The following is a 21808-nucleotide window of genomic DNA, read 5'->3' as shown; positions in this document are numbered from 1 at the left end:
ACCATTCTGGTTTTCGGGTGCGCGCCGTTTTACACGGTTGCCGCGTTGACGAATTCAGCCACCGATGAGGCCGGGATAGTTGCCACGATAGCCACAGATATCGCGGGTTGCGAAGACTTTGACCACTTGTGGACAGTGGCATTCCGTCATGATCGCGCGTCGCTGTAACGTCCCGGGAAGGGGGAGCCATCGCGACATCGACGTCGAAGTATTCGCCCGTGAACTACGCGGATGCCCGCGTTCGGGGCGACCTGGGGACAGCTTCTATCGAATCGGGGTTCGCGTGCGCCACGATCAGGACGATCGTTCTATCGCGGTGATCGGTCTGGCATGCAGGTTGCCGGGAGCGGGGTCGCCTGCTGCCTTCTGGCAGGTCCTGCGCGACGGCGTCGACGCCGTCACCGAAGTTCCGGACGGCCGCTGGCCGGCCGGCGACGAGCCGTTCGCCGGTGCCCGGCGCGGTGGTTTCCTGGACCAGGTCGATGGGTTCGACGCGGGCTTCTTCGGTATCTCGCCGCGCGAGGCGGCGGCGATGGACCCGCAGCAGCGACTCGTGCTGGAACTGGGCTGGGAGGTGCTCGAGGACGCGGGCATCGCGCCCGACCGGATCGCCGGGCGGCGGACCGGGGTGTTCGTCGGCGCCATCGGCGACGACTACGCCACGCTCGTGTTGCGTGGTACGAAGCCGATTGTCGGTCACCACACTTTCACCGGCCTGCAGCGCAGCATGATCGCCAACCGGCTTTCGTACCGTCTCGGTACGCACGGGCCAAGCCTGGTGGTCGACACCGGGCAGTCATCCTCCCTCGCCGCTGTGCATCTGGCCTGCGAGAGCCTGCGCAGCGGCGCCGCCGACCTCGCCATCGCGGGCGGCGTGAACCTCAACCTCGTGTCCGACACGTCGGTGAGCCTGTCCCGGCTGGGCGCGCTGTCACCGGACGGCCGCTGCCACACGTTCGACGCCCGGGCCAACGGATACGTGCGCGGCGAGGGTGGTGGGCTGGTCCTTCTCAAGCCGCTGTCCGCCGCGGTCGCAGACGGGAACCGGGTCTACTGCGTGATCCGCGGCAGCGCGGTCAACAACGACGGCGGCGGCGACGCGCTCACAACACCGAGCCAGGCCGCTCAAGAGGATGTGCTGCGTCAGGCCTACGCGGCGGCGGGTATCGACGCGGCGGCCGTGCAGTACGTGGAATTGCACGGTACGGGGACGCCGGTGGGTGACCCGATCGAGGCCGGTGCGCTCGGCGCCGTGCTCGGGGGCGCGCGTCCGCAGGCACGTCCGTTGCTCGTCGGCTCGGCGAAGACCAACGTCGGCCACCTCGAGGGCGCCGCCGGGATCACCGGCCTGATCAAGGTCGCCCTCGCGTTGCGGGCGGGCGAACTCCCGCCCAGCCTGAACTTCGTCACGCCGAACCCGGCGATCGCCTTCGACGACTGGAACCTGCGGGTGCAGCACCAGTTGTCGGCATGGCCCCGGCCGGACACGCCGCTCGTGGCCGGTGTGTCGTCGTTCGGTGTGGGCGGCACCAACGTGCACGTCGTGCTGGAGCGTACATCGATCGATTCGTCCACTGTGGACGACGAGCCTGCTGGTGTCTTACCAGGACCGGTGCCGTGGGTGGTGTCCGGCACATCCGCCGAGGGCTTGCGAGGGCAGGCCGCCCGGTTGCGTGAGTTCGTCGCCGAGTCCGTGGCGGGGATCTCTAACATCGGCTGGTCGCTGGCATCGTCCCGGGCCGCGCTCGGCCACCGCGCGGTCGTCGTGGCCGAGGATCGCACGGACCTGCTGAACGGCCTCGATGCCATTGCGGCAGGCGAACCCTACCCGAACGTGGTGACCGCGGCGGCCTCGGCCGACCAGGTGGTGTTCGTCTTCCCCGGGCAGGGATCCCAGTGGGTCGGGATGGGCGCCGAACTGCTGGCGTCGTCGCCCGTGTTCGCCGAGTCCGTCGCCGAGTGCGCGGACGTGCTGGCGCCGTACCTGGCCTGGGATCTCGTTGATGTCTTGCGGGGCAACGAGAACGCCGCGTCGCTGGAACGCGTCGAGGTCCTGCAGCCGGTGTTGTGGACGATGATGGTATCGCTGGCCCGGATGTGGCGGTCGCTCGGCATCGAGCCCGCCCTGGTGGTCGGTCACTCCCAGGGTGAGATCGCCGCAGCCTGTGTCGCAGGTGCGCTGTCACTGGCCGACGGCGCGCGGCTGGTCGCGGGGCGCAGCGCGGTCGTGGCCAGTGAACTGAGCGGCGAGGGCGGAATGCTCTGGATCGGCGCCACGACCGCCCGCGTGGAAGAGTTGCTTGCCGGCCGGGACGGGGTGTGGGTGGCCGCCACGAACGGCCCGTTCGACACGGTCGTCGCAGGTGGTCCCGGCGAACTCGACGAGATGGCTGCGACCTGCGAACAAGTGGGTCTGCGGGCTCGGCGCGTCGCGGTCGACTATGCCTCACACACGCCGCACATGGAACGCCTGCGTGAGCAACTGCTGGACCTCGCTCGTCCCGTAGTGCCGAGGTCTGGCGCGGTGATGATGTACTCGACCGTGACCGCCGCCCTGGTGGCAGGGGAGACCCTCGACGCCGAGTACTGGTACCGCAACCTGCGGGAACCGGTTCGTCTCCACGAGACGGTCCAGGCCGTGCTCGACGCGGGCCACACCTTGTTCCTCGAGGTCAGCGCGCATCCGATGGTGACCGGCGCGATCGAGGAAACCGCTGCGGCACAAGGCATCGATGCCACTGCCGTCGGCACCTTGCGCCGCGACGACGCGAGCGCCACGCGGATCACGATGTCGCTGGCTGAACTCTGGGCACACGGCCTCACGCCGGACTGGGGCACCGTCTTCCCCGGTGCCAAGCGGGTCGACCTGCCCACCTACGCGTTCCAGCGTGCGCGCCACTGGCTGGATGGAGCGGAACCCGTCTCGTACGAAGCGCCACCGGAGCCACAGCGTGCCACGGAGGTCGCGGCACCGGCGGCGCCGGAAGCCGATGTGGCGCACGTGGTACGGACCCAGGTCGCGGCCGTACTGGGGTACCAGTCGACGGCTGACATCGACACCCGCCGTACGTTCAAGGAACTCGGTTTCGACTCCTTCACCCTCGGTGTCCTGCGCACCCGCCTCAACAAGACGCTCTCCACCGCGCTGTCCACGGCGGCGCTGTTCGACCACCCCACCCCGGGCAAGCTGGCCGAGTACCTCGCCCCGGCGAACCCTTCCGCCTCCGCCGCCGTTCGTACGAACCCGGCCGACGAGCCGATCGCGATCATCGGCATGAGCTGTCGTTTCCCCGGTGGCGTGCGCTCGCAGGAAGACCTGTGGCGACTCGTCGCGAGCGAGGGTGACGCCATCTCCGAACTGCCCGCCGACCGCGGCTGGGATCTTGATCGGCTGTACGCCACCGACGGTCCCGGCACGACGCCCGTCCGTGGTGGCGGCTTCCTCGATGGGGTCGCGGAGTTCGACCCGCGGTTCTTCGGGCTGTCGGCACGTGAGGCGCTGGCGATGGACCCGCAGCAACGCCTGCTGCTGGAGTTGGCGTGGGAGCTGTTCGAGCGGGCGGGCATCGACTCGGAATCCTTGCGCGACAGCAGAACCGGTGTGTTCGTCGGCACGATGGACCAGGAGTACGGGCCACGGCTGCACGAGGCGCCCGCCGGGGTCGACGGCTTCCTGCTGACCGGCAAGACGACGAGCGTGGCCTCCGGCCGTATCGCGTACCTGTTCGGCCTGACCGGACCCGCGATGACCATCGACACCGCCTGCTCGTCGTCGCTGGTGGCGCTGCACCAGGCGGTGCGGTCGCTGCGCCAGGGCGAGTCGACTCTGGCGTTGGCCGGTGGCGTCACCGTCCTGTCCACACCCGGGGTGATCACCGAGTTGAGCCGTCAGGGCGGTCTGGCCCTCGATGGCCGCAGCAAGGCGTTCGCCGCCGCAGCGGACGGGATGGGTGCGGCGGAGGGCGCCGGTCTGCTGCTGGTGGAACGGCTGTCTGATGCCGTGCGCAACGGGCACGAGGTGCTGGCCGTTGTGCGGGGCAGCGCGGTGAACCAGGACGGTGCGTCGAACGGCCTGACTGCACCGAATGGGTTGTCACAGCAGCAAGTCATCCTCCTGGCGCTGGCCGACGCCAGGCTTGAACCGTCCGATGTGGACGTCGTGGAGGCGCACGGCACCGGGACCCGGCTCGGCGACCCGATCGAGGCGCGGGCACTGTTGGCGACCTACGGGCAGGACCGGCCCGCGGACCGCCCGGCGCTGCTGGGATCGGTGAAGTCGAACATCGGGCACACCCAGGCCGCGGCCGGTGTGGCCGGTGTGATCAAGACGGTCATGGCGATGCGGCACGGGGTCGTGCCCGCGACCCTGCACATCGACGAGCCGACCGCGGAAGTCGACTGGGCCGAGGGCGCCGTGGAGCTGGCGACGTCCGGCACGCCGTGGCCGGCCCGGGACGGGGTACGGCGGGCGGGCGTGTCGTCGTTCGGGATCAGCGGCACCAACGCCCACCTGGTGCTGGAACACACACCTACGGACCCGCCGCCCGTGCAGCCCGAAGAACCGACAGGCGTACTGCCGTGGGCGGTATCTGGACACTCGGCAGCGGGTCTGCGGGCGCAGGCAGCGTGTCTGCGCGATGGTGCTGCGGGCACTGTCGCCGACATCGGGTGGTCGCTCGTGTCGACCAGGACCGGGCACGACCATCGGGCTGTGGTGCTGGCCGAGGACCGTGCCGGGTTCGCCGCTGGGCTCGACGCCCTGGCGTCCGGCACGCCGTCGCCGGACGTGGTGTCCGGGGTGCGGTCCGCCGATCAGCGCGTCGTGTTCGTGTTCCCCGGCCAGGGGTCTCAGTGGGCCGGGATGGCGACCGGGTTGCTGGCTTCCTCTCCGGTGTTCGCCGAGGCGATCGGCGAGTGCGCGGCGGCGTTGGCGCCACACGTGGACTGGGATCTCCTCGATGTGTTGCGCACTGGGGATTTCGAACGGGTGGACGTCGTGCAGCCCGCGTTGTGGGCGGTGATGGTGTCGCTGGCGAAGCTCTGGCGTTCGATGGGAGTCGAGCCGTCGGCGGTGGTCGGGCATTCGCAGGGTGAGATCGCCGCGGCCTGTGTCGCGGGTGCACTGTCCCTTGAGGACGGTGCTCGGCTGGTTGCTTTGCGTAGCAAGGTGATCGCCGGTGAGCTGGCTGGTCTGGGTGGCATGGTCTCGATCGCGGCGTCCGTCGAGCGGGTGCGTGAGCTGCTCACCGGTGATGACGTGCACGTGGCTGTCGTGAACGGACCCTCGTCGACCGTTGTCGCCGGCCCCCCGGAAGGGCTCGCCGTTGTGCTCGCGGCAGCGGAACGTGCCGGCCTGCGGGCCAAGACCGTGCCGGTGGACTACGCCTCACACACGCCCCAGGTAAGCGAGGTACGAGCCGTGCTACTGGAGCTGGCGGCGCCGATCCGGCCGCAGCGGTCCCAGGTGCCGATGTACTCGACGGTCACCGCGGCCGAGATCGACACGCAGGACGCCCTCGATGCCGAGTACTGGTACCGCAACCTGCGGGAACGCGTGCGCTTCCACGACACCGTGACATCCCTGCTGGCCGCCGGGCACACGGTGTTCCTCGAGGTCAGCCCGCACCCGGTGCTCACGACGGCGGTCGACGAGACCGCGCACGCCGTGGACCGGGACGTTCTGGCCACCGGGACCCTCCGCCGTGACCACGGCGGCACCGCGCACCTGTACCGGTCGCTGGTCGAGCTGTGGGTTCGTGGTGTCGTCCCGGACTGGTCGGCTGTGTTCCCCGGCGCCCGCCGGGTCGACCTGCCCACCTACGCGTTCCAGCGTGAGCGCTACTGGCTCACCGGGTCGAGCGGCGGCACCAGCGAGGCGTCTGTCGAGATGCCTGCCGCCGAGGTGCCCGACGGCCTGCCAGGGCAGGTGGCCGCGGCAGGTGCACGTGCGCAGCAGCACCGGATCGTGCTCGACGCGGTGTGCGGGTACACCGCCGTGGTGCTCGGCTGGTCCACATCGGGTGAGGTGGAGGTCGGGCGGGCGTTCCGCGAGTGCGGCGTCGACTCGCTGACTGCGGTCGAACTGCGCAAGCACCTGGCAGCCGCCACCGGGCTGGCGCTCTCGCCGACCGTCGTCTTCGACTACCCGACCCCGGAGGCCTTGGCGGAGTATGTGCTGGCGCGGCTGCTCGGGGAGGAGAGCGGTGACGACCAGGTGGCCGTCCGTCCCGATGCGGGGGAGCCGATCGCGATCGTCGCGGCGAGCTGCCGGTTCCCGGGCGGCGTCGCTTCGCCGGAGGAGCTGTTGGGGTTGCTGTTGTCCGACCGCGACCCCAACACCGGGTTCCCCGTGGACCGCGGCTGGGACCTCGCGCAACTGCACCACTCAGATCAGGGTCGGCCGGGCACGTGTTCCGTGCGCAGCAGCGGTTTCCTGCACGACGCGGCCGACTTCGACGCCGGGTTCTTCGGCATCTCCCCGCGTGAGGCAACCGCGATGGACCCGCAGCAGCGCCTGCTGCTGGAGACGTCATGGGAAACCTTCGAGCGCGCGGGCATCGACCCGGATTCGTTGCGGGGCAGCAGGACCGGGGTGTTCGCTGGTGTCGTCGCGCACGGTTACGGCAGTGGTGCCAACGACGTCGGCGACGTCGAAGGGTACGTGTTCACCGGCGCCACGGGCAGTGTGGCGTCGGGCCGGATCGCCTACACGTTCGGGCTGACCGGTCCGGCGATCACCGTGGACACCGCTTGCTCGTCGTCGCTCGTCGCCCTTCACATGGCGGTGCGGTCACTGCGTCAGGGGGAGTGCGACCTCGCGCTCGCCGGCGGCGTCACGGTCATCTCGACACCGCGCGTGTTCTCCGACTTCAGCAAGCAGGGCGCATTGGCGCCGGACGGCCACTGCAAGCCGTTCGCCGCGGCTGCCGACGGCACCGCGTGGTCCGAGGGCATCGGTATGGTGCTCGTCGAACGGCTGTCCGACGCGCGCCGCAACGGGCACCAGGTGCTCGCGGTCGTGCGGGGCAGCGCGATCAACCAGGACGGCGCGTCCAACGGGCTCACCGCGCCCAACGGGCCCGCGCAACAACGGGTGATCCGGCTGGCGCTGGCGGACGCAGGTCTCCAACCGTCCGATGTGGACGTCGTGGAGGCGCACGGCACCGGAACCTCGCTCGGCGACCCCGTCGAGGCCCAGGCACTGCTCGCGACCTATGGCCAGGGACGGCCCACGGACCGGCCGCTGCTGCTCGGGTCGGCCAAGTCGGTGATCGGGCACTCGTCCGCCGCTGCCGGGGTCGCCGGAGTGATCACCATGGTGATGGCGATGCGGGCGGGCACGGTACCGGGAACCCGGCACGTCGACCGCCCGACCCCGCACGTGGACTGGACGTCCGGGGCCGTCGAGTTGGCCACCGGGAGCACGCCGTGGCCCGAGACCGGTCGGGTTCGGCGCTCCTCGGTGTCCTCGTTCGGGGTGAGCGGGACCAACGCGCACCTGATCCTGGAACAGGCCCCCGAAGAGGACTCGTCACCCGAGCCCGCGTCGGTGGCGCTCCGGTCCGAGACCCTGCCGTGGGTGCTGTCCGGACAGACGCCTGCGGGACTCAAGGCGCAGGCCGTGCGATTGCGGCGGTTCGCGGCGGATGCCGAAGCCGACGTCGCTGACATCGGATGGTCGTTGGTGTCCGCGCGAGCCGGACTGGAGCACCGTGCCGTCGTCCTGGCCGACGACTGTGCCGCGTTCCTCGCCGGGCTCGACGCGTTCGCCTCCGGCGCACCCGCGCCGCAGGTCGTGACCGGTTCGTCCGCGAACCGGGCCAGGGTGGTCTTCGTGTTCCCCGGCCAGGGTTCTCAGTGGGCCGGGATGGCGACTGACCTGCTGGCTTCCTCTCCGGTGTTCGCCGACGCGATCGCCGCCTGTGCGGAGGCGTTGGCGCCGCACGTCGACTGGGATCTGCTCGATGTGTTGCGTACCGGTGCTTTTGAGCGTGTGGATGTTGTGCAGCCCGCGTTGTGGGCGGTGATGGTGTCGCTGGCGACGCTCTGGCGTTCTGTGGGCGTTGAGCCGTCGGCTGTGGTTGGGCATTCGCAGGGTGAGATTGCTGCGGCGTGTGTGGCGGGTGCGCTGTCTCTTGAGGACGGTGCTCGGCTGGTTGCTTTGCGTAGCAAGGTGATCGCCGGTGAGCTGGCTGGTCTGGGCGGCATGGTGTCGATCGCGGCGTCCGCCGAGCGGGTCCGTGGGCTGCTCGCCCGCGAGGACGCGTGGATCGCCGCGGTCAACGGTCCGGTGTCCACAGTGGTCGCGGGCACACCCGACGCCATGGCGGCGACCATCGCGGCCTGCGACGCGCAAGGCCTGCGGGCAAAGGTGATCCCTGTCGACTACGCGTCCCACACCCCGCACGTCGAGCGAGTCCGGACGGCCCTGCTGGACCTGGCGGCCCCGTTCACCCCGGCAACCGGGGACGTGCCGATGTACTCCACGGTCACCGTGGGCCCGATCGACACGGCGGGCCTGGACGCCGAGTACTGGTACCGCAACCTGCGCGAGCGGGTCCGGTTCCACGAGGTCGCCGAGGTGCTGCTTGACGAGGGTGACGTGGTCTTCCTGGAGGTCAGCCCGCACCCGGTGCTGTCGACCGCGATCCTGGAGGCGGCACACGCCCGGGACGTGGAGACCGCGGTGGTCGGCACCCTGCGCAGGGATGTCAACGGTCCCACGCGGTTCGTGACCTCGATGGCCGAGCTGTGGGCGCACGGCGTCGGCGTCGACTGGGGACGCGTGTTCCCCAGCCGTGGCCGCGTTAACCTGCCCACCTATGCCTTCCAGCGCGAGCGGCACTGGCTCGAGCCCGCCCCGCGTACCTCCGGGACGGCCCTCGACGGAGATTTCTGGGACCTGGTCGAGCGCAGCAGCCTGGCCGACCTGGCCACGACACTCCAGTTGGACGAACAGGCCTCCCTTCCCGAGGTCCTGCCGGCTCTGTCCGCCTGGCACCGGGCGCGGGCCGAGCGGTTCACCATAGACGCGCTGCGATATCGCGTCGACTGGAAGCCGTTGCCACACCTCGACTCTGGCGCGCTTGCCGGGACCTGGCTGGTTGTCGGTGAGGACACCGAGCGGACCCGGGTCGTGGTGGCCGGTCTTCGGGCGCTCGGCGTTGACGTGGTCCAAGCCGGTCCGGACGAGTGCTCGGGCCACCCCACCGTCACCGGTGTGTTGTCGCTGCTTGACGGTGTCGGTGCGACGCTGAAGGTGCTTCAGGCGGGGCTCAACGCACCGTTGTGGTGTGTCACGCAAGGCGCCGTCACCGCGGGCGGAGACCCGGTCACCTCGCCTACCCAGGCACAGGTGTGGGGACTCGGCCGCGTGGCAGCGCAGGAGATGCCCAACACATGGGGCGGCCTGATCGACCTGCCGGCCGAGATGGGCGCCCGGGTGGTCGAGCGGCTGTGTGCCACGCTCGCCGCCGCCACCGAGGACCAGGTGGCGATCCGGGCTTCCGGTGTCTTCGGCCGCCGGCTCGTCCACGCTCCACTCGGGGATCGTGCCGAGAAGTGGGCCGACGGCTGGACGGCAGGCCGTGGCACGGTACTGATCACCGGCGGGACCGGTGCGCTCGGCGGGCACATCGCCAGGAAACTGGCCACACTGGGCGCTGAACACCTCCTGCTGGTCAGCAGGCAGGGCGGCGACGCCGCCGGGGCCGCTCAACTGCACGACGAGCTGACCACCGCGGGCGTGGCGGTGACGGTCGCGGCATGCGATGTCGCCGACCCGGCGGCGCTCACCGACTTGGTCGCCGCGATTCCTACCGAGTACCCGCTGACCGCAGTCGTGCACGCGGCTGCGGTGCTCGACGACGCTGCGGTCACCGCGCTCACCCCAGAACGTATGGACCACGTCCTGCGGGTGAAGGCAGGTGCCGCATGGCGTCTGCACGAACTGACCGAACACTTGGACCTCACCGCGTTCGTCATGGTGTCCTCGGTCGCAGGCACTGTCGGCATGGGAGGCCAGGGCAACTACGCGCCAGGCAACGCCTATCTGGACGCGCTCGCCGAATACCGCAGGGCACGGAAACTGGTCGCCACCTCCATTGCCTGGGGCACTTGGGCGGACGGCATGGCGGAGCAGGACGAGGTGACCGCGACCCGCAGGCGCCACGGCATCCCACCGATGGCCCCGGAGCGAGCCACCGCCGCACTGGAAGCGGCACTGGCCTACGACGACACCGCAGTTGTCGTGGCCGATGTGGACTGGAGCCGGTTCGCGCACGCCTACACAGCCGCTCGCCGTGGCCCGCTGCTCGACGAACTTCCCGAGGCACGAGCAGCACTCGCCGAGGCCACGCAGCAGTCGGGCGAATCGTTGCGGGACAGGCTCGCCGGGCTGCCCGCCCGTGACCGCGACCGTGAGCTCCGTGACGCCGTCCGCGCGCAGGTGGCGGCTGTGCTCGGGTACGACTCGGCCGCCGCGATCAGCAACCGCAGGCGGCTCCCCGAGTTCGGCATGGACTCGGTCACCGCGGTCGAGCTGTGCAACCGGCTCGGCTCGGTGACCGCGCTCCGCCTGCCGCCGACCGCGGTGTTCGACTACCCGACCGTGGCCGAGCTGGCCGACCACCTCGGGACACGTCTGTTCGGCGAGGTTTCGCCCGCACCGGGTGCCGCCGAGCTGGACGCACTCGGCAAGGTGCTCGCCGACTTGCCGGCCGACGACCCGGCCAGGGCCGGGATCGCGGACCGGCTGCGGCACCTGGTGCGCACCGCCGCGCCGGAACAGCTCGACACGGCTTCCGACGAGGAGATCTTCGGCTTCATCGAGCAGGAGTTCGGGATCTCGTGAACGCCCGCGGCGACGCCGTTTCCCCAGTCACCGACCCACCCGAAGGCAGCCCCATGAACGATCAGGCCAGGCTTCGCCGCGTCCTCACCGGCGTCACCGCGGAGTTGCGGGACACCAGGGACCGCTTGCGCGCACTGGAGTCCGCGGCTGGCGAACCGGTCGCGATCGTGGGCATGAGCTGCCGCTTCCCAGGCGGCGTGTGCACTCCGGACGAACTGTGGGACCTCGTGTCCGGCGGCGTGGACGCCATCGGCGAGTTCCCCTCGGATCGTGGATGGCGCCTCGACACGCTGTTCGACGTGGACGGCGGTTCCGGTACGTCCTATGTGGACAAAGGCGGGTTCCTGCTCGACGCGGGTGAGTTCGACGCGAGGTTCTTCGGGGTGTCGCCGCGTGAGGCGTTGGCGATGGATCCGCAGCAGCGATTGTTGCTGGAGACGTCGTGGGAGTTGCTGGAGCAAGCGGGTATTGATCCGGAGTCTGTGCGGGGGAGCCGGACCGGTGTGTTCGTCGGCTCCAGCTTCCGCGACTACGGCGCGCGGCTGCCCACGATCCCCGAGGAGGTCGAGGGCCACGCGATGACCGGGGTCGCGGGCAGCGTGGCGTCCGGCCGGATCGCCTACACGTTCGGCCTGACCGGACCCGCCGTCACCGTGGACACCGCGTGCTCCTCGTCGCTGGTCGCCTTGCACCTGGCGGCGCAGGCGCTGCGACAGGACGAATGCGGGCTCGCGATCGCGGGCGGTGTCGCGGTGATGTCCAGCCCGGACCTGTTCACCGAGTTCAGCAGGCAGCAAGGGCTGTCGAAAGACGGGCGGTGCAGGGCGTTCGCGGCGTCCGCGGCGGGCATGGGTGCCGCTGAAGGCGTCGGGCTGGTGCTGCTGGAGCGGCTGTCGGACGCGGTGCGCAACGGACACCGGGTGCTGGCCGTGGTGCGTGGCTCCGCGGTCAACCAGGACGGTGCGTCCAGCGGGCTGACGGCGCCGAGCGGTCCGGCCCAGGAACGGGTGATTCACGCCGCGCTGAAGGCTGCCGGACTGACCACCGCCGACGTGGATGTCGTGGAAGCGCACGGAACCGGCACGGCACTCGGCGATCCGATCGAGGCGCGGGCGCTGCTGGCGACCTACGGGCAGGACCGGGCGGAGGCCGCGCCGGCGCTGCTCGGCTCGGTCAAGTCGAACATCGGGCACACTCAGGCAGCCGCCGGTGTCGCCGGGGTGATGAAGATGGTGCTGGCGATTCGGCACGGTGTCGTGCCCGCGACCCTGCACGTGGACGAACCGACCCCGCACGTGGACTGGACGTCCGGCGCGGTCGAACTGGTGCGGGAGAACACGGCCTGGCCGGAGATCACGCGGTCGCGGCGTGCCGCGGTCTCGTCGTTCGGTGTGAGCGGCACCAACGCGCACGTGATCCTGGAACAGGCACCCGAGCCCGAACAGTCTGCTGTGGACGCGACGCTGCCCGCGCTGAGGACGGACGTCGTGCCGTTGATGGTGTCCGGGCGTACCGCCGGTGCCTTGCGCGGACAGGCAGCCCGGCTGCGTGAGTTCGTGGCCGCGGGCACGGCGGAGCCTACGGACGTCGGCTGGTCGTCAGCGGTGACCCGCGCCGGTCTCGAACACCGTGCGGTGGTCCTGAGTGCGGACATGTCTGGCCTGCTGGCGGGCCTGGACGCGGTCACGGACAGCGCGCCCGCCCAGGACGTGATCAGCGGAGTCGCCCCGGACGACCGGCCCGACGTGGTGTTCGTGTTCCCCGGCCAGGGCTCGCAGTGGGCGGGCATGGCGACCGGATTGCTCGACACCTCACCGGCGTTCGCCGAGTCGATCACCCGCTGCGCCAAGGAGTTGGCCGCCCACGTCGACTGGGACCTGATCGAGGTGCTGCGGGGCGGCTCGCTGGACCGGGTCGACGTCGTGCAGCCCGTGCTGTGGGCGGTGATGGTGTCGCTCGCCGAGGTGTGGCGTTCGCTGGGAATCACCCCCGCCGCGGTGATCGGTCATTCGCAGGGAGAGATCGCGGCCGCGTGCGTGGCCGGCGCGCTCTCACTCGCCGACGGGGCCCGCCTGGTCGCCCTGCGCAGCAAGGTGATCGCCGACGAGCTCGCGGGCATGGGCGGGATGGTGTCGATCGCGGCCGGGGTGTCGCAGGTGGCGGCACTGCTCGACGGGCGGGATCACGTCTGGGTCGCCACGGTGAACGGGCCGTCCGCCACCGTCGTCGCGGGTGCTCCTGACGCGCTCGCAGACGTCATGGCCGCGGCCGAGGAACAGGGACTGCGGGCCAAGGCGGTCGCGGTCGACTACGCGTCACATACCCCGCACGTCGAGCGGATCCGGGACCACCTGCTCGCGCTGGCGGCGCCGATCACCCCACGGGCCGGGGACGTGCCGATGTACTCCACGGTGACCGCCGCCAAGGTGCCCGAGGAATCCTTGGACGCCGAGTACTGGTACCGCAACCTGCGTGGCCAGGTTCGGTTCCACGAGACCGTGGACATGTTGCTGGCCAAGGGCGAGACCGTGTTCCTCGAGGTCAGCCCGCACCCCGTGCTGGCAGGCTCGATCGACGAGGCCGGGCACACCGCGGGCACCGACGTACGCACCGTGGGCACGTTGAGGCTCGACCATGGCGGGCCACGCCAGGTGCTGACGTCGCTGGCGCAGCTGTGGACCGCCGGTGTGACACCGGACTGGGCCGCCGTGTTCGGTACTGGTGCGTCCACTGTGGAGCTTCCGGCCTACGCGTTCGAACGTGAGCACTACTGGCTGCACGGGACGGGCGGGGCCGGGGACGTCGCCGCGGCCGGATTGTCCGTGGTGGACCACCCGCTGCTCGCAGCGGGCGCCGCGCTGGCCGACGGCAGCGGATACCTGTTCACCGGTCGCCTGTCCACCACCACGCACCCATGGCTGGCCGATCACGTGGTCGACGGCAGGACGCTGGTGGCGGGCACCGCGCTGGTCGAGCTGGCGATGCTGGCAGGCGAACACGCCGGGTGCGACCAGGTCGACGAGCTGATCCTGCACGCTCCGCTCGTGTTGCCCGCATCGGGTGCCTCGGTGGAAATCCAGGTCGCTATGTCTCCTATGGACCACCCGGATCGGCACACGGTCCGGGTGCACTCCCGTCCGCACGGCGAAGCCGACGCGGAATGGACCTGCCACGCCACCGGCACCCTGACCCGCGCGACCGAGGGCGAACCCGCGGCGACTGACACCACGTGGCCGCCTGCCGAAGCGGTCGCTGTGCCGCTCGAAGACTTGTACGAAACGCTCGCCGCCTCCGGCTACCAGTACGGTCCGGCGTTCCGCGGGGTCCGTTCGGTGTGGCGGTACGGCGACGAGGTGTTCGCCGAGGTCTCGCTGCCCGAGCCCGCGCTGCGCGACGTCGCCCGCTTCGGCGTGCACCCGGCTCTGGTGGACGCTGCCCTGCAGAGTCTGCTCGCGGTGGTGCCGAGCGGGGAACGCCTGCTGCCGTTCTCGTTCACCGGGATTCGCTGCCACGCCACGGGGGCCACGACCGCCCGCGTCCGGCTGGTGCGCACCGGTCCGGACACGGTGTCAGTGCGGCTGACCGACCACAGTGGACTTCCTATTGTCACCGTCGATGAGATCACCTCGCGCAAGGTGGAGTTCTCGTCCGCGCGGCCGGACTCACTGTTCGAACTGACTTGGTCCCCGCTCGCCGTCTCCGCACCGGTCGACGGCCCGGTCGTGGTTCTCGGTACTCCCGCAGCGCCCACGATCGCCGCGCTTGCGGCGACAGTGCGTACCGGTGACGGACCGGCGGCGGTGCTGTTGCCCTGCGGGCAGGGCGCGGACGCGGACGTGCCCGACACCGCGTACGCCACGGTGGCCACGGTCCTGACAGTTATCCAGGATTGGTTGCAGCACGAGGAACTGGCGCACCTGCGGCTGGTCCTGCTGACCTACCACGGCGTGGCCGTCTCCCCGGACGAACAGGTAGACCCCGCCCAGGCTGCGGCACGAGGCCTGCTGCGCTCGGCGGCCGCCGAACACCCGGGACGGTTCGTCGCGGCGGATGTGGACGACGACACCGTCGCCGACCTGGCGGCCCGTTTCGCTGCGGCGGCGGATGAACCGGAGATCGCGGTACGGGCCGGAGTCGCGCTGGTACCCCGGCTGGCCAGGGTCGGCCAGACCGAGTTGGCCGTGCCTGACACTGAGGCGTGGTCGCTCGACCTGGACACCGGTGGCTCGCTGGAGGACCTGCGGCTGATGTCGTGTCCCGCGGTCGAGAAACCGTTGGAGCCGGGTGAAGTCCGGGTCGGGGTGCGGGCGACCGGGGTCAACTTCCGGGACGTGCTGGTGGCCTTGGGCGTCGTGCCCAACACCATGTCCCTGTTCGCCTGCGAGGGCTCGGGCGTGGTGCTCGAGGTCGGGTCCGGCGTCACGGACCTTGCCGTCGGTGACCGCGTGTTCGGGTTGTTCTCAGGCTCCTACGGTGGTCCGGTGGCAGTGGCCGATCGCCGGATGCTGGCCAGGATGCCTGCCGGGTGGTCGTTCGCCGAGGCCGCCACGGTTCCCGCCGTTTACCTGACGGCGTACTACGCACTGGTCGACGTGGCTGGAGTTCGTGCGGGGGAATCGCTCCTGGTGCACGCGGCGGCCGGTGGTGTCGGCATGGCGGCGGTGGGGTTGGCCCGGCACTTCGGTGTCGAGGTGTACGCCACTGCCAGCGAGCCGAAGTGGCCTGCCGTACGGGATCTTGGTGTGCCGGGCGAGCGGATCGCGTCGTCGCGGTCGCTGGAGTTCGGCGAGCGGTTCGCTCAGGTGGACGTGGTGCTGAACTGCCTCGCCCGCGAGTTCACCGACGCGTCGCTGGGGCTGGTGTTCCGCGGCGGCCGGTTCGTGGAGCTGGGCAAGACCGACATCCGTGCCGCCGACGAGGTCGCCGCCCGGTGGCCCGGTGTCACCTACCGCGCGATCGACCTCGCCGACGCCGGTGCCGGCCGGCTGGAGTCGATGCTGGCCGAGCTGCTGCCGTTGTTCGAGCAGGGTGTGCTGTCTCCGTTGCCGGTGACGGCGTGGGATGTGCGGCGGGCGCCGGAGGCGTTCCGGTACATGAGTCAGGCCAGGCATGTCGGCAAGGTCGTGCTGACCGCCCCGTCGTCCATTGTGGATGGAACGGTGCTGGTCACCGGCGGGACCGGCGTTGTCGGTTCCGCTGTCGCCCGGCACCTGGCCCGTGCCCATGGTGTGCGTGAGGTCGTGCTGGCCAGCAGGCGGGGTGCAACCGCGCCCGGTGCCGATGCAGTGGTCGCGGACCTGGCCGCGCACGGCGTGGCGGCACGGGTCGTCGAGTGTGACGTCGCGGATCGGGATGCCGTTGCCGCGCTTGTGGCCGATATCCCGGATCTCTGTGGTGTAGTGCACGCGGCCGGTGTGCTGGACGACGGTGTGGTCGCCACGTTGTCGCCGGATCGGCTCGACACAGTGTTCGAGCCGAAGGTGGACGCGGCGTGGCACCTGCACGAGCTGACGAAGGACCGCGACCTCGGGCTGTTCGCGTTGTTTTCCTCTGCTGCGGGTGTGTTCGGCGCCCCGGGGCAGGGCAACTACGCGGCCGCTAACGCCTTCCTGGACGCGCTCGCATACTGTCGTCGTCGCCAGGGGCTGCCCGCTCATTCGCTCGCGTGGGGTTTGTGGGCCGACCGCAGCGCGATGACCGGTGGGCTCGGACAGTCCGATGTGGACAGGATGGTCCGGCAGGGTATCCGGGCGCTGGACACCGACGACGCGCTCGCCTTGTTCGACACGGCCGTACGCATGCCCCGCGCCTGCCTCGTCCCCGTCCGGCTGGACCTGACCGGCAGCGCACCGCACAATCTGCTGCGCGGCCTGCTCCGCGCACCCGCCCGCCGAACCGCCGTCAACGCACGCGTGGTCGCCACGGTCATCGACGAGCAGCAGTTGGTCGATCTGGTCCGTACCAACACCGCTGTGGTGCTCGGCCACCAGGATTCCGGCGCGGTCGCGACCGACCGGGCGTTCAAGGACCTGGGCCTCGACTCGTTGACCGCCGTCGAGCTGCGCAACCGGCTCGGCGCCGCGACCGGCCTGCGGCTGCCGGTGACCGTTGTGTTCGAGCACCCGACCCTGGTCGCGCTGGCCCGTGAGCTGCGCAGGCGGCTGGCACCGGATGACAACAGCGCCCCCGTCGTCTCCGCGTCCATCGCGAGCGCCGACGACGACCCGATCGTGATCGTCGGCATGAGCTGCCGGTTCCCCGGCGGGGTGCGGTCGCCTGCCGACCTGTGGGACCTGCTGGTCGAGGGCCGTGACGCGGTGGCGGGGTATCCGGCCGACCGCGGCTGGGACGTCGACGTGGTGCTCGACCGGGAATTCGTCAGGGAAGGCGGATTCCTCACCGACATGGCCGATTTCGACGCCGAGTTCTTCGGCATCGCGCCACGTGAGGCGTTGGCCATGGACCCGCAGCAGCGTCAGTTGCTCGAGACCACGTGGGAGGCCTTCGAATCGGCGGGCATCGACCCCGCCTCCCTGCACGGCACCCAGACCGGCGTCTTCGCGGGCCTGATCTACAACGACTACGCCTCCCGGTTCCCGAACCTGCTGCCCGGGCTCGAAGGCTTCCTCGGCAACGGCAGTGCGAACAGCGTCGCCACCGGCCGGATCGCCTACACACTGGGGCTCAACGGCCCGGCGATCACCGTCGACACCGCCTGCTCGTCGTCGCTGGTCGCCATGCACTTGGCCGCGCGGGCGCTGCGCGATGGCGAGTGCGAGCTTGCGGTCGCGGGCGGGGTGACGGTCATGTCGACTCCGCGGCCGATCGTCGAGTTCAGCCGGTTCCGCGGACTGGCCACGGACGGCCGCTGCAAGGCGTTCTCCGCGTCAGCCGACGGGATGGGCTTCGCCGAAGGGGTCGGCATGGTCGTCCTCGAGCGGCTCTCGGCCGCCCGTGAGGCCGGCCACCAGGTGCTCGCGATCCTGCGGGGCAGCGGCATCAACCAGGACGGCGCCTCCAACGGCCTGACCGCCCCCAGCGGGCCCGCGCAGGAACGGGTGATCCGCCGGACGCTGGCCGGCGCGGGCCTGGCACCGTCCGATGTGGACGTCGTGGAGGCGCACGGCACCGGTACGCCGCTGGGCGACCCGATCGAGGCGCGGGCGCTGCTGGCGACCTACGGCCAGGAGCGCGACACCCCGCTGTGGCTGGGCTCGGTCAAGTCGAACATCGGCCACGCCCAGGCCGCGGCCGGGGTCGCCGGAGTGATCAAGATGGTGCTGGCGATGCGGCACGGCACCGTGCCGCCGACGCTGCACGCCGACGAGCCGACCGCACACGTCGAGTGGGGCCCTGTGCAGTTGGCGGTCAAGGCACAGCCGTGGCCGGAGACAGGCCGCCCACGCCGCGCGGCGATCTCGTCGTTCGGGATCAGCGGCACCAACGCGCACGTGATCATCGAACAGCCCGAGCCGGTCGCGGCGCCCGCCGTGGACAATCGGGACGGGTGGCTGCCGTGGGTTCTCTCGGCACGGAACGCGGACAGCCTGCGCGACCAGGCACAGCGCCTTCTCGAGCGGGTGCACGCGGACGACACGCTCCGCGTGCGCGACGTGGCCCACTCGCTGGTGACTACCAGAACCGTGTTCGAGCACCGCGCGGTCGTCGTCGGGCGCGACCGCGACGACTTCCTGCGCGGGTTGTCCGCCATCAGCCAGGGCGAGTCGGCTGCGGGCGTGGTCGCCGGTGTCGCGGCCGAGTACCGCAAGATCGCGTTCGTCTTCCCCGGCCAGGGCGCGCAGTGGGTCGGGATGGCGGGCGAACTGCTGGACTCGTCGCCGGTGTTCGCCGAGTCGATCGCTCGCTGTGCGGTCGAGCTGGCCGCCTACGTTGATTGGGATCTGGTCGAGGTGCTGCGGGGAGGCTCGCTGGAGCGGGTCGACGTGGTGCAGCCCGCGTCGTGGGCGGTCATGGTGTCGCTGGCAGAGGTGTGGCGTGCGCACGGTGTCGATCCGGACGCCGTCGTCGGTCACTCCCAGGGCGAGCTCGCAGCCGCCTGCGTGTCCGGTGTTCTGTCGGTGCCCGACGCGGCGCGGATCGTGGCCCTGCGCAGCAAACTCATCGCGGCCAAGCTCTCCGGCGGGGGCGGCATGATGTCGCTGGCACTGCCTGTGGCTCAGGCTGAGGAGTTCATCCGGCCGTGGGCGGACCGGATCTGTGTCGCGGTCGTCAACGGAACTGGCTCCGTGGTCGTCGCGGGTGAGCCGGACGCGCTCGACGAACTGCTGGAAGTGGCCGGGCGCAAGGGCGAACGTGCCCGCCGCCTGCCCGTGGACTACGCGTCGCACACCCCGCAGATCGAGCCGTTGCGGGCACCGCTGCTCGACCTCGCCGCCGTGACTCCGGGCGATGCTGTGGTCGCCCAGTACTCCTCGGTGACCGGGCAGCTCCTCGACACGGCAGACGGCGAGTACTGGTACCGCAACCTGCGGGAGACTGTCCGATTCGACGAGGCCACCCGAGCCCTGCTCGATGCGGGACACGATGTGTTCGTCGAGGTCAGCCCGCACCCGGTGCTGACCGCTGGCTTGATTGAGACTGTGGCTGAGGCTGTTGTCGGAAAGGCGGCGGAGCGGTCGGGTGACGTGGTCAGCACCGGCACCCTGCGCCGCGACGACGGCGGCCAGGACCGACTGCTGACCTCGTTGGCCGAGCTGTTCGTGACCGGCGTGGCCGTGGACTGGTGGCCCGCCATCAGCGGCGGCCGGACCGTGGACCTGCCGACCTACGCATTCCGCGCGCAACGCTTCTGGCTGGACCCGCTGCCCGCCAGCGGCAACGGAACCGACGACCGCTTCTGGTCCGCGGTACGGGAGGAGGATCCGTCGGCCCTGGCCGAGACGTTGCGGGTGCAGGACCCGGACCTACGGTCGTCGCTGGCGGCGGTGCTCCCCGCGCTGACCGCGTGGCACCGGGACAGCCACGAACGATCCGTCGTCGAGTCCTGGCGGTACCGCGTCGACTGGACGTCGGTGCCCGCGGGCTCGTCGGAGCTCTCCGGCACGTGGCTGGTGGTCGAGTCGGACGTGCCGAACTCCCGGGCGGACGCGTTGATCGCAGGCATGGAGCGGCACGGCGCCAAGGTGCTGCGTGCCACGGTGGCCACCAACGACCCCCTCGACCTGCACGACCACGTGCGTTCCGTCGTCGGGGACCGGCCCGCGCTGACCGGCGTCCTGTCGTTGACCGGGTGGGACGAACGCCCGCACCCCAGCGCCGACCTCGTACCGGTCGGATTCGCTCGCACCACGGCGCTGATCCAGGCCCTGAGCGCGATCGACGACACGGCCCCGCTGTGGTGCGTGACCACGGGCTCGGTCCTCCCGGACGGTCTGGGCAGCCCCGAGCAGGCGATGCTGTGGGGACTCGGCCGGGTGGCCGCGCAGGAACACCCTGGCCGCTGGGGTGGGCTGATCGATGTCGAAGCCGACCTGGACGAGCGGGCGGTCGCCGCGGTGTGCGGCCTGCTCGCCGGCGGGCACGGCGAAGACCAGCTCGCCGTGCGGGCGGGCGTGGTGCTCGCCAGGAGACTGGTCCGGGCGACTCGGCCCGCCGCGACGGAGGAGTGGACACCGACCGGGACAGCGCTGGTCACCGGCGGCACGGGTGCCTTGGGAGGCCACGTCGCCCGCTGGCTCGCGAGTCGCGGCGCCCCGCACGTGTTGCTGCTCAGCAGGCGGGGCCCCGACGCCGACAGCGCGGCGAACCTGGTGGCCGAGCTGACCGCGGCGGGTACCGAGGTGACCGTCCTTGCCTGCGACGTCGCAGACCGCGCCGCCGTCGCCGACGCGCTGGCCCAGGTTCCGGACGAGCACCCGCTGACGGCCGTCTTCCACACCGCTGCCGTGCTCGACGACGGTCCGCTGGACTCGCTGACCGCGTCCAGGGCGGACCGGGTGCTGCGCGTGAAAGTCGGTGCCGCACGCATCCTCGACGAGCTGACCGCACACCTGGACCTGTCCGCGTTCGTCCTGTTCTCCTCGACCGCGGGCACATTCGGTGCGGCGGGCCAGGGCAACTACGCGCCGGGCAACGCCTATCTCGACGCGTTCGCGCACCACCGCCGCGCGAGGGGCAAGCGGACCACCTCGATCGCCTGGGGCGCCTGGGACGAAGGCGGCATGGCGGACCACGACGAAGTGGCCGCGTTGCGCCGCAGGCACGGCGTGCCCGCGATGTCGCCACGGCGGGCGACGACCGCGCTCGGCCACATGCTCGACGACGACGAGACCATGCTGGTCCTCGCCGACATCGAGTGGGATCGCTTCTTCCTCGCCTACACCGCCGCGCGCCCGAGCCCGCTGCTGCACGACCTCGCCGAGGTCCGCCGTCTGCTCGCCGAGACGGAGAACTCGTCGTCGGCCGGCCCTTCCGTGGCGGACAAGCTGGCCACGGCGACCAGGCCGGAACGAGACGCGATCCTCCGCACGCTGGTCCGAGGCCACGTCGCGGCCGTGCTGGGGTACAGCGGGCCGGAGGACGTGCCGGTCGGCCGCCCGTTCATCGAGCTGGGCCTCGACTCGGTCACCGCGGTCGAACTGCGCAACCGGCTCGGTGGCGCAGTAGGCCGCACGTTGCCCGCGGGTCTCGTCTTCGACTACCCGACCGTATCGGGACTTGTCGGCTACCTGAGCGACGTATTCCACGACGGCGGTGGCACACAAGCACTTCTGGCCGAGCTGGACAAAGTGGACAGTGCGGTCGCCGCGCTGCCCGACGACGACCCCGCGCGACGAGTGGTGGCGGAGCGCATGGAGGTCCTGCTGCGCCGCATCGGCCGGGACGGACCGCCCGCGCGCCAAGTCGAGGCGACGACCCACGACGAGCTCTTCGCGCTCATCGACAACGAGCTTGGCATGTCGTAGCCGTTCCGGCCCCGACACATCGACACACCCT

Annotated in this window: 2 protein-coding genes; both read left to right on the top strand. The window is 70.9% G+C overall.

Annotated features, from left to right (window positions below):
• Nucleotides 1–283 precede the first annotated feature (283 nt).
• On the top strand, nt 284–10852 hold the full coding sequence (locus tag JOF56_RS47075) for a type I polyketide synthase (protein WP_307855579.1): 10569 nt from the start codon (nt 284–286) through the stop codon (nt 10850–10852).
• Nucleotides 10849–21777: a type I polyketide synthase gene (locus JOF56_RS47070; protein ID WP_209646001.1), complete on the top strand. Its 10929-nt coding sequence runs from the start codon at nt 10849–10851 to the stop codon at nt 21775–21777. Before JOF56_RS47075 ends, JOF56_RS47070 begins: the two co-directional genes overlap by 4 nt.
• Nucleotides 21778–21808: the final 31 nt, after the last annotated feature.

It is taken from the genome of Kibdelosporangium banguiense (assembly GCF_017876405.1).
In the GTDB taxonomy this organism is placed as follows: Bacteria; Actinomycetota; Actinomycetes; order Mycobacteriales; family Pseudonocardiaceae; genus Kibdelosporangium; species Kibdelosporangium banguiense.
Note: the sequence above shows the minus strand (reverse complement) of the source record. Positions and strands in the feature narration are given on the sequence as shown.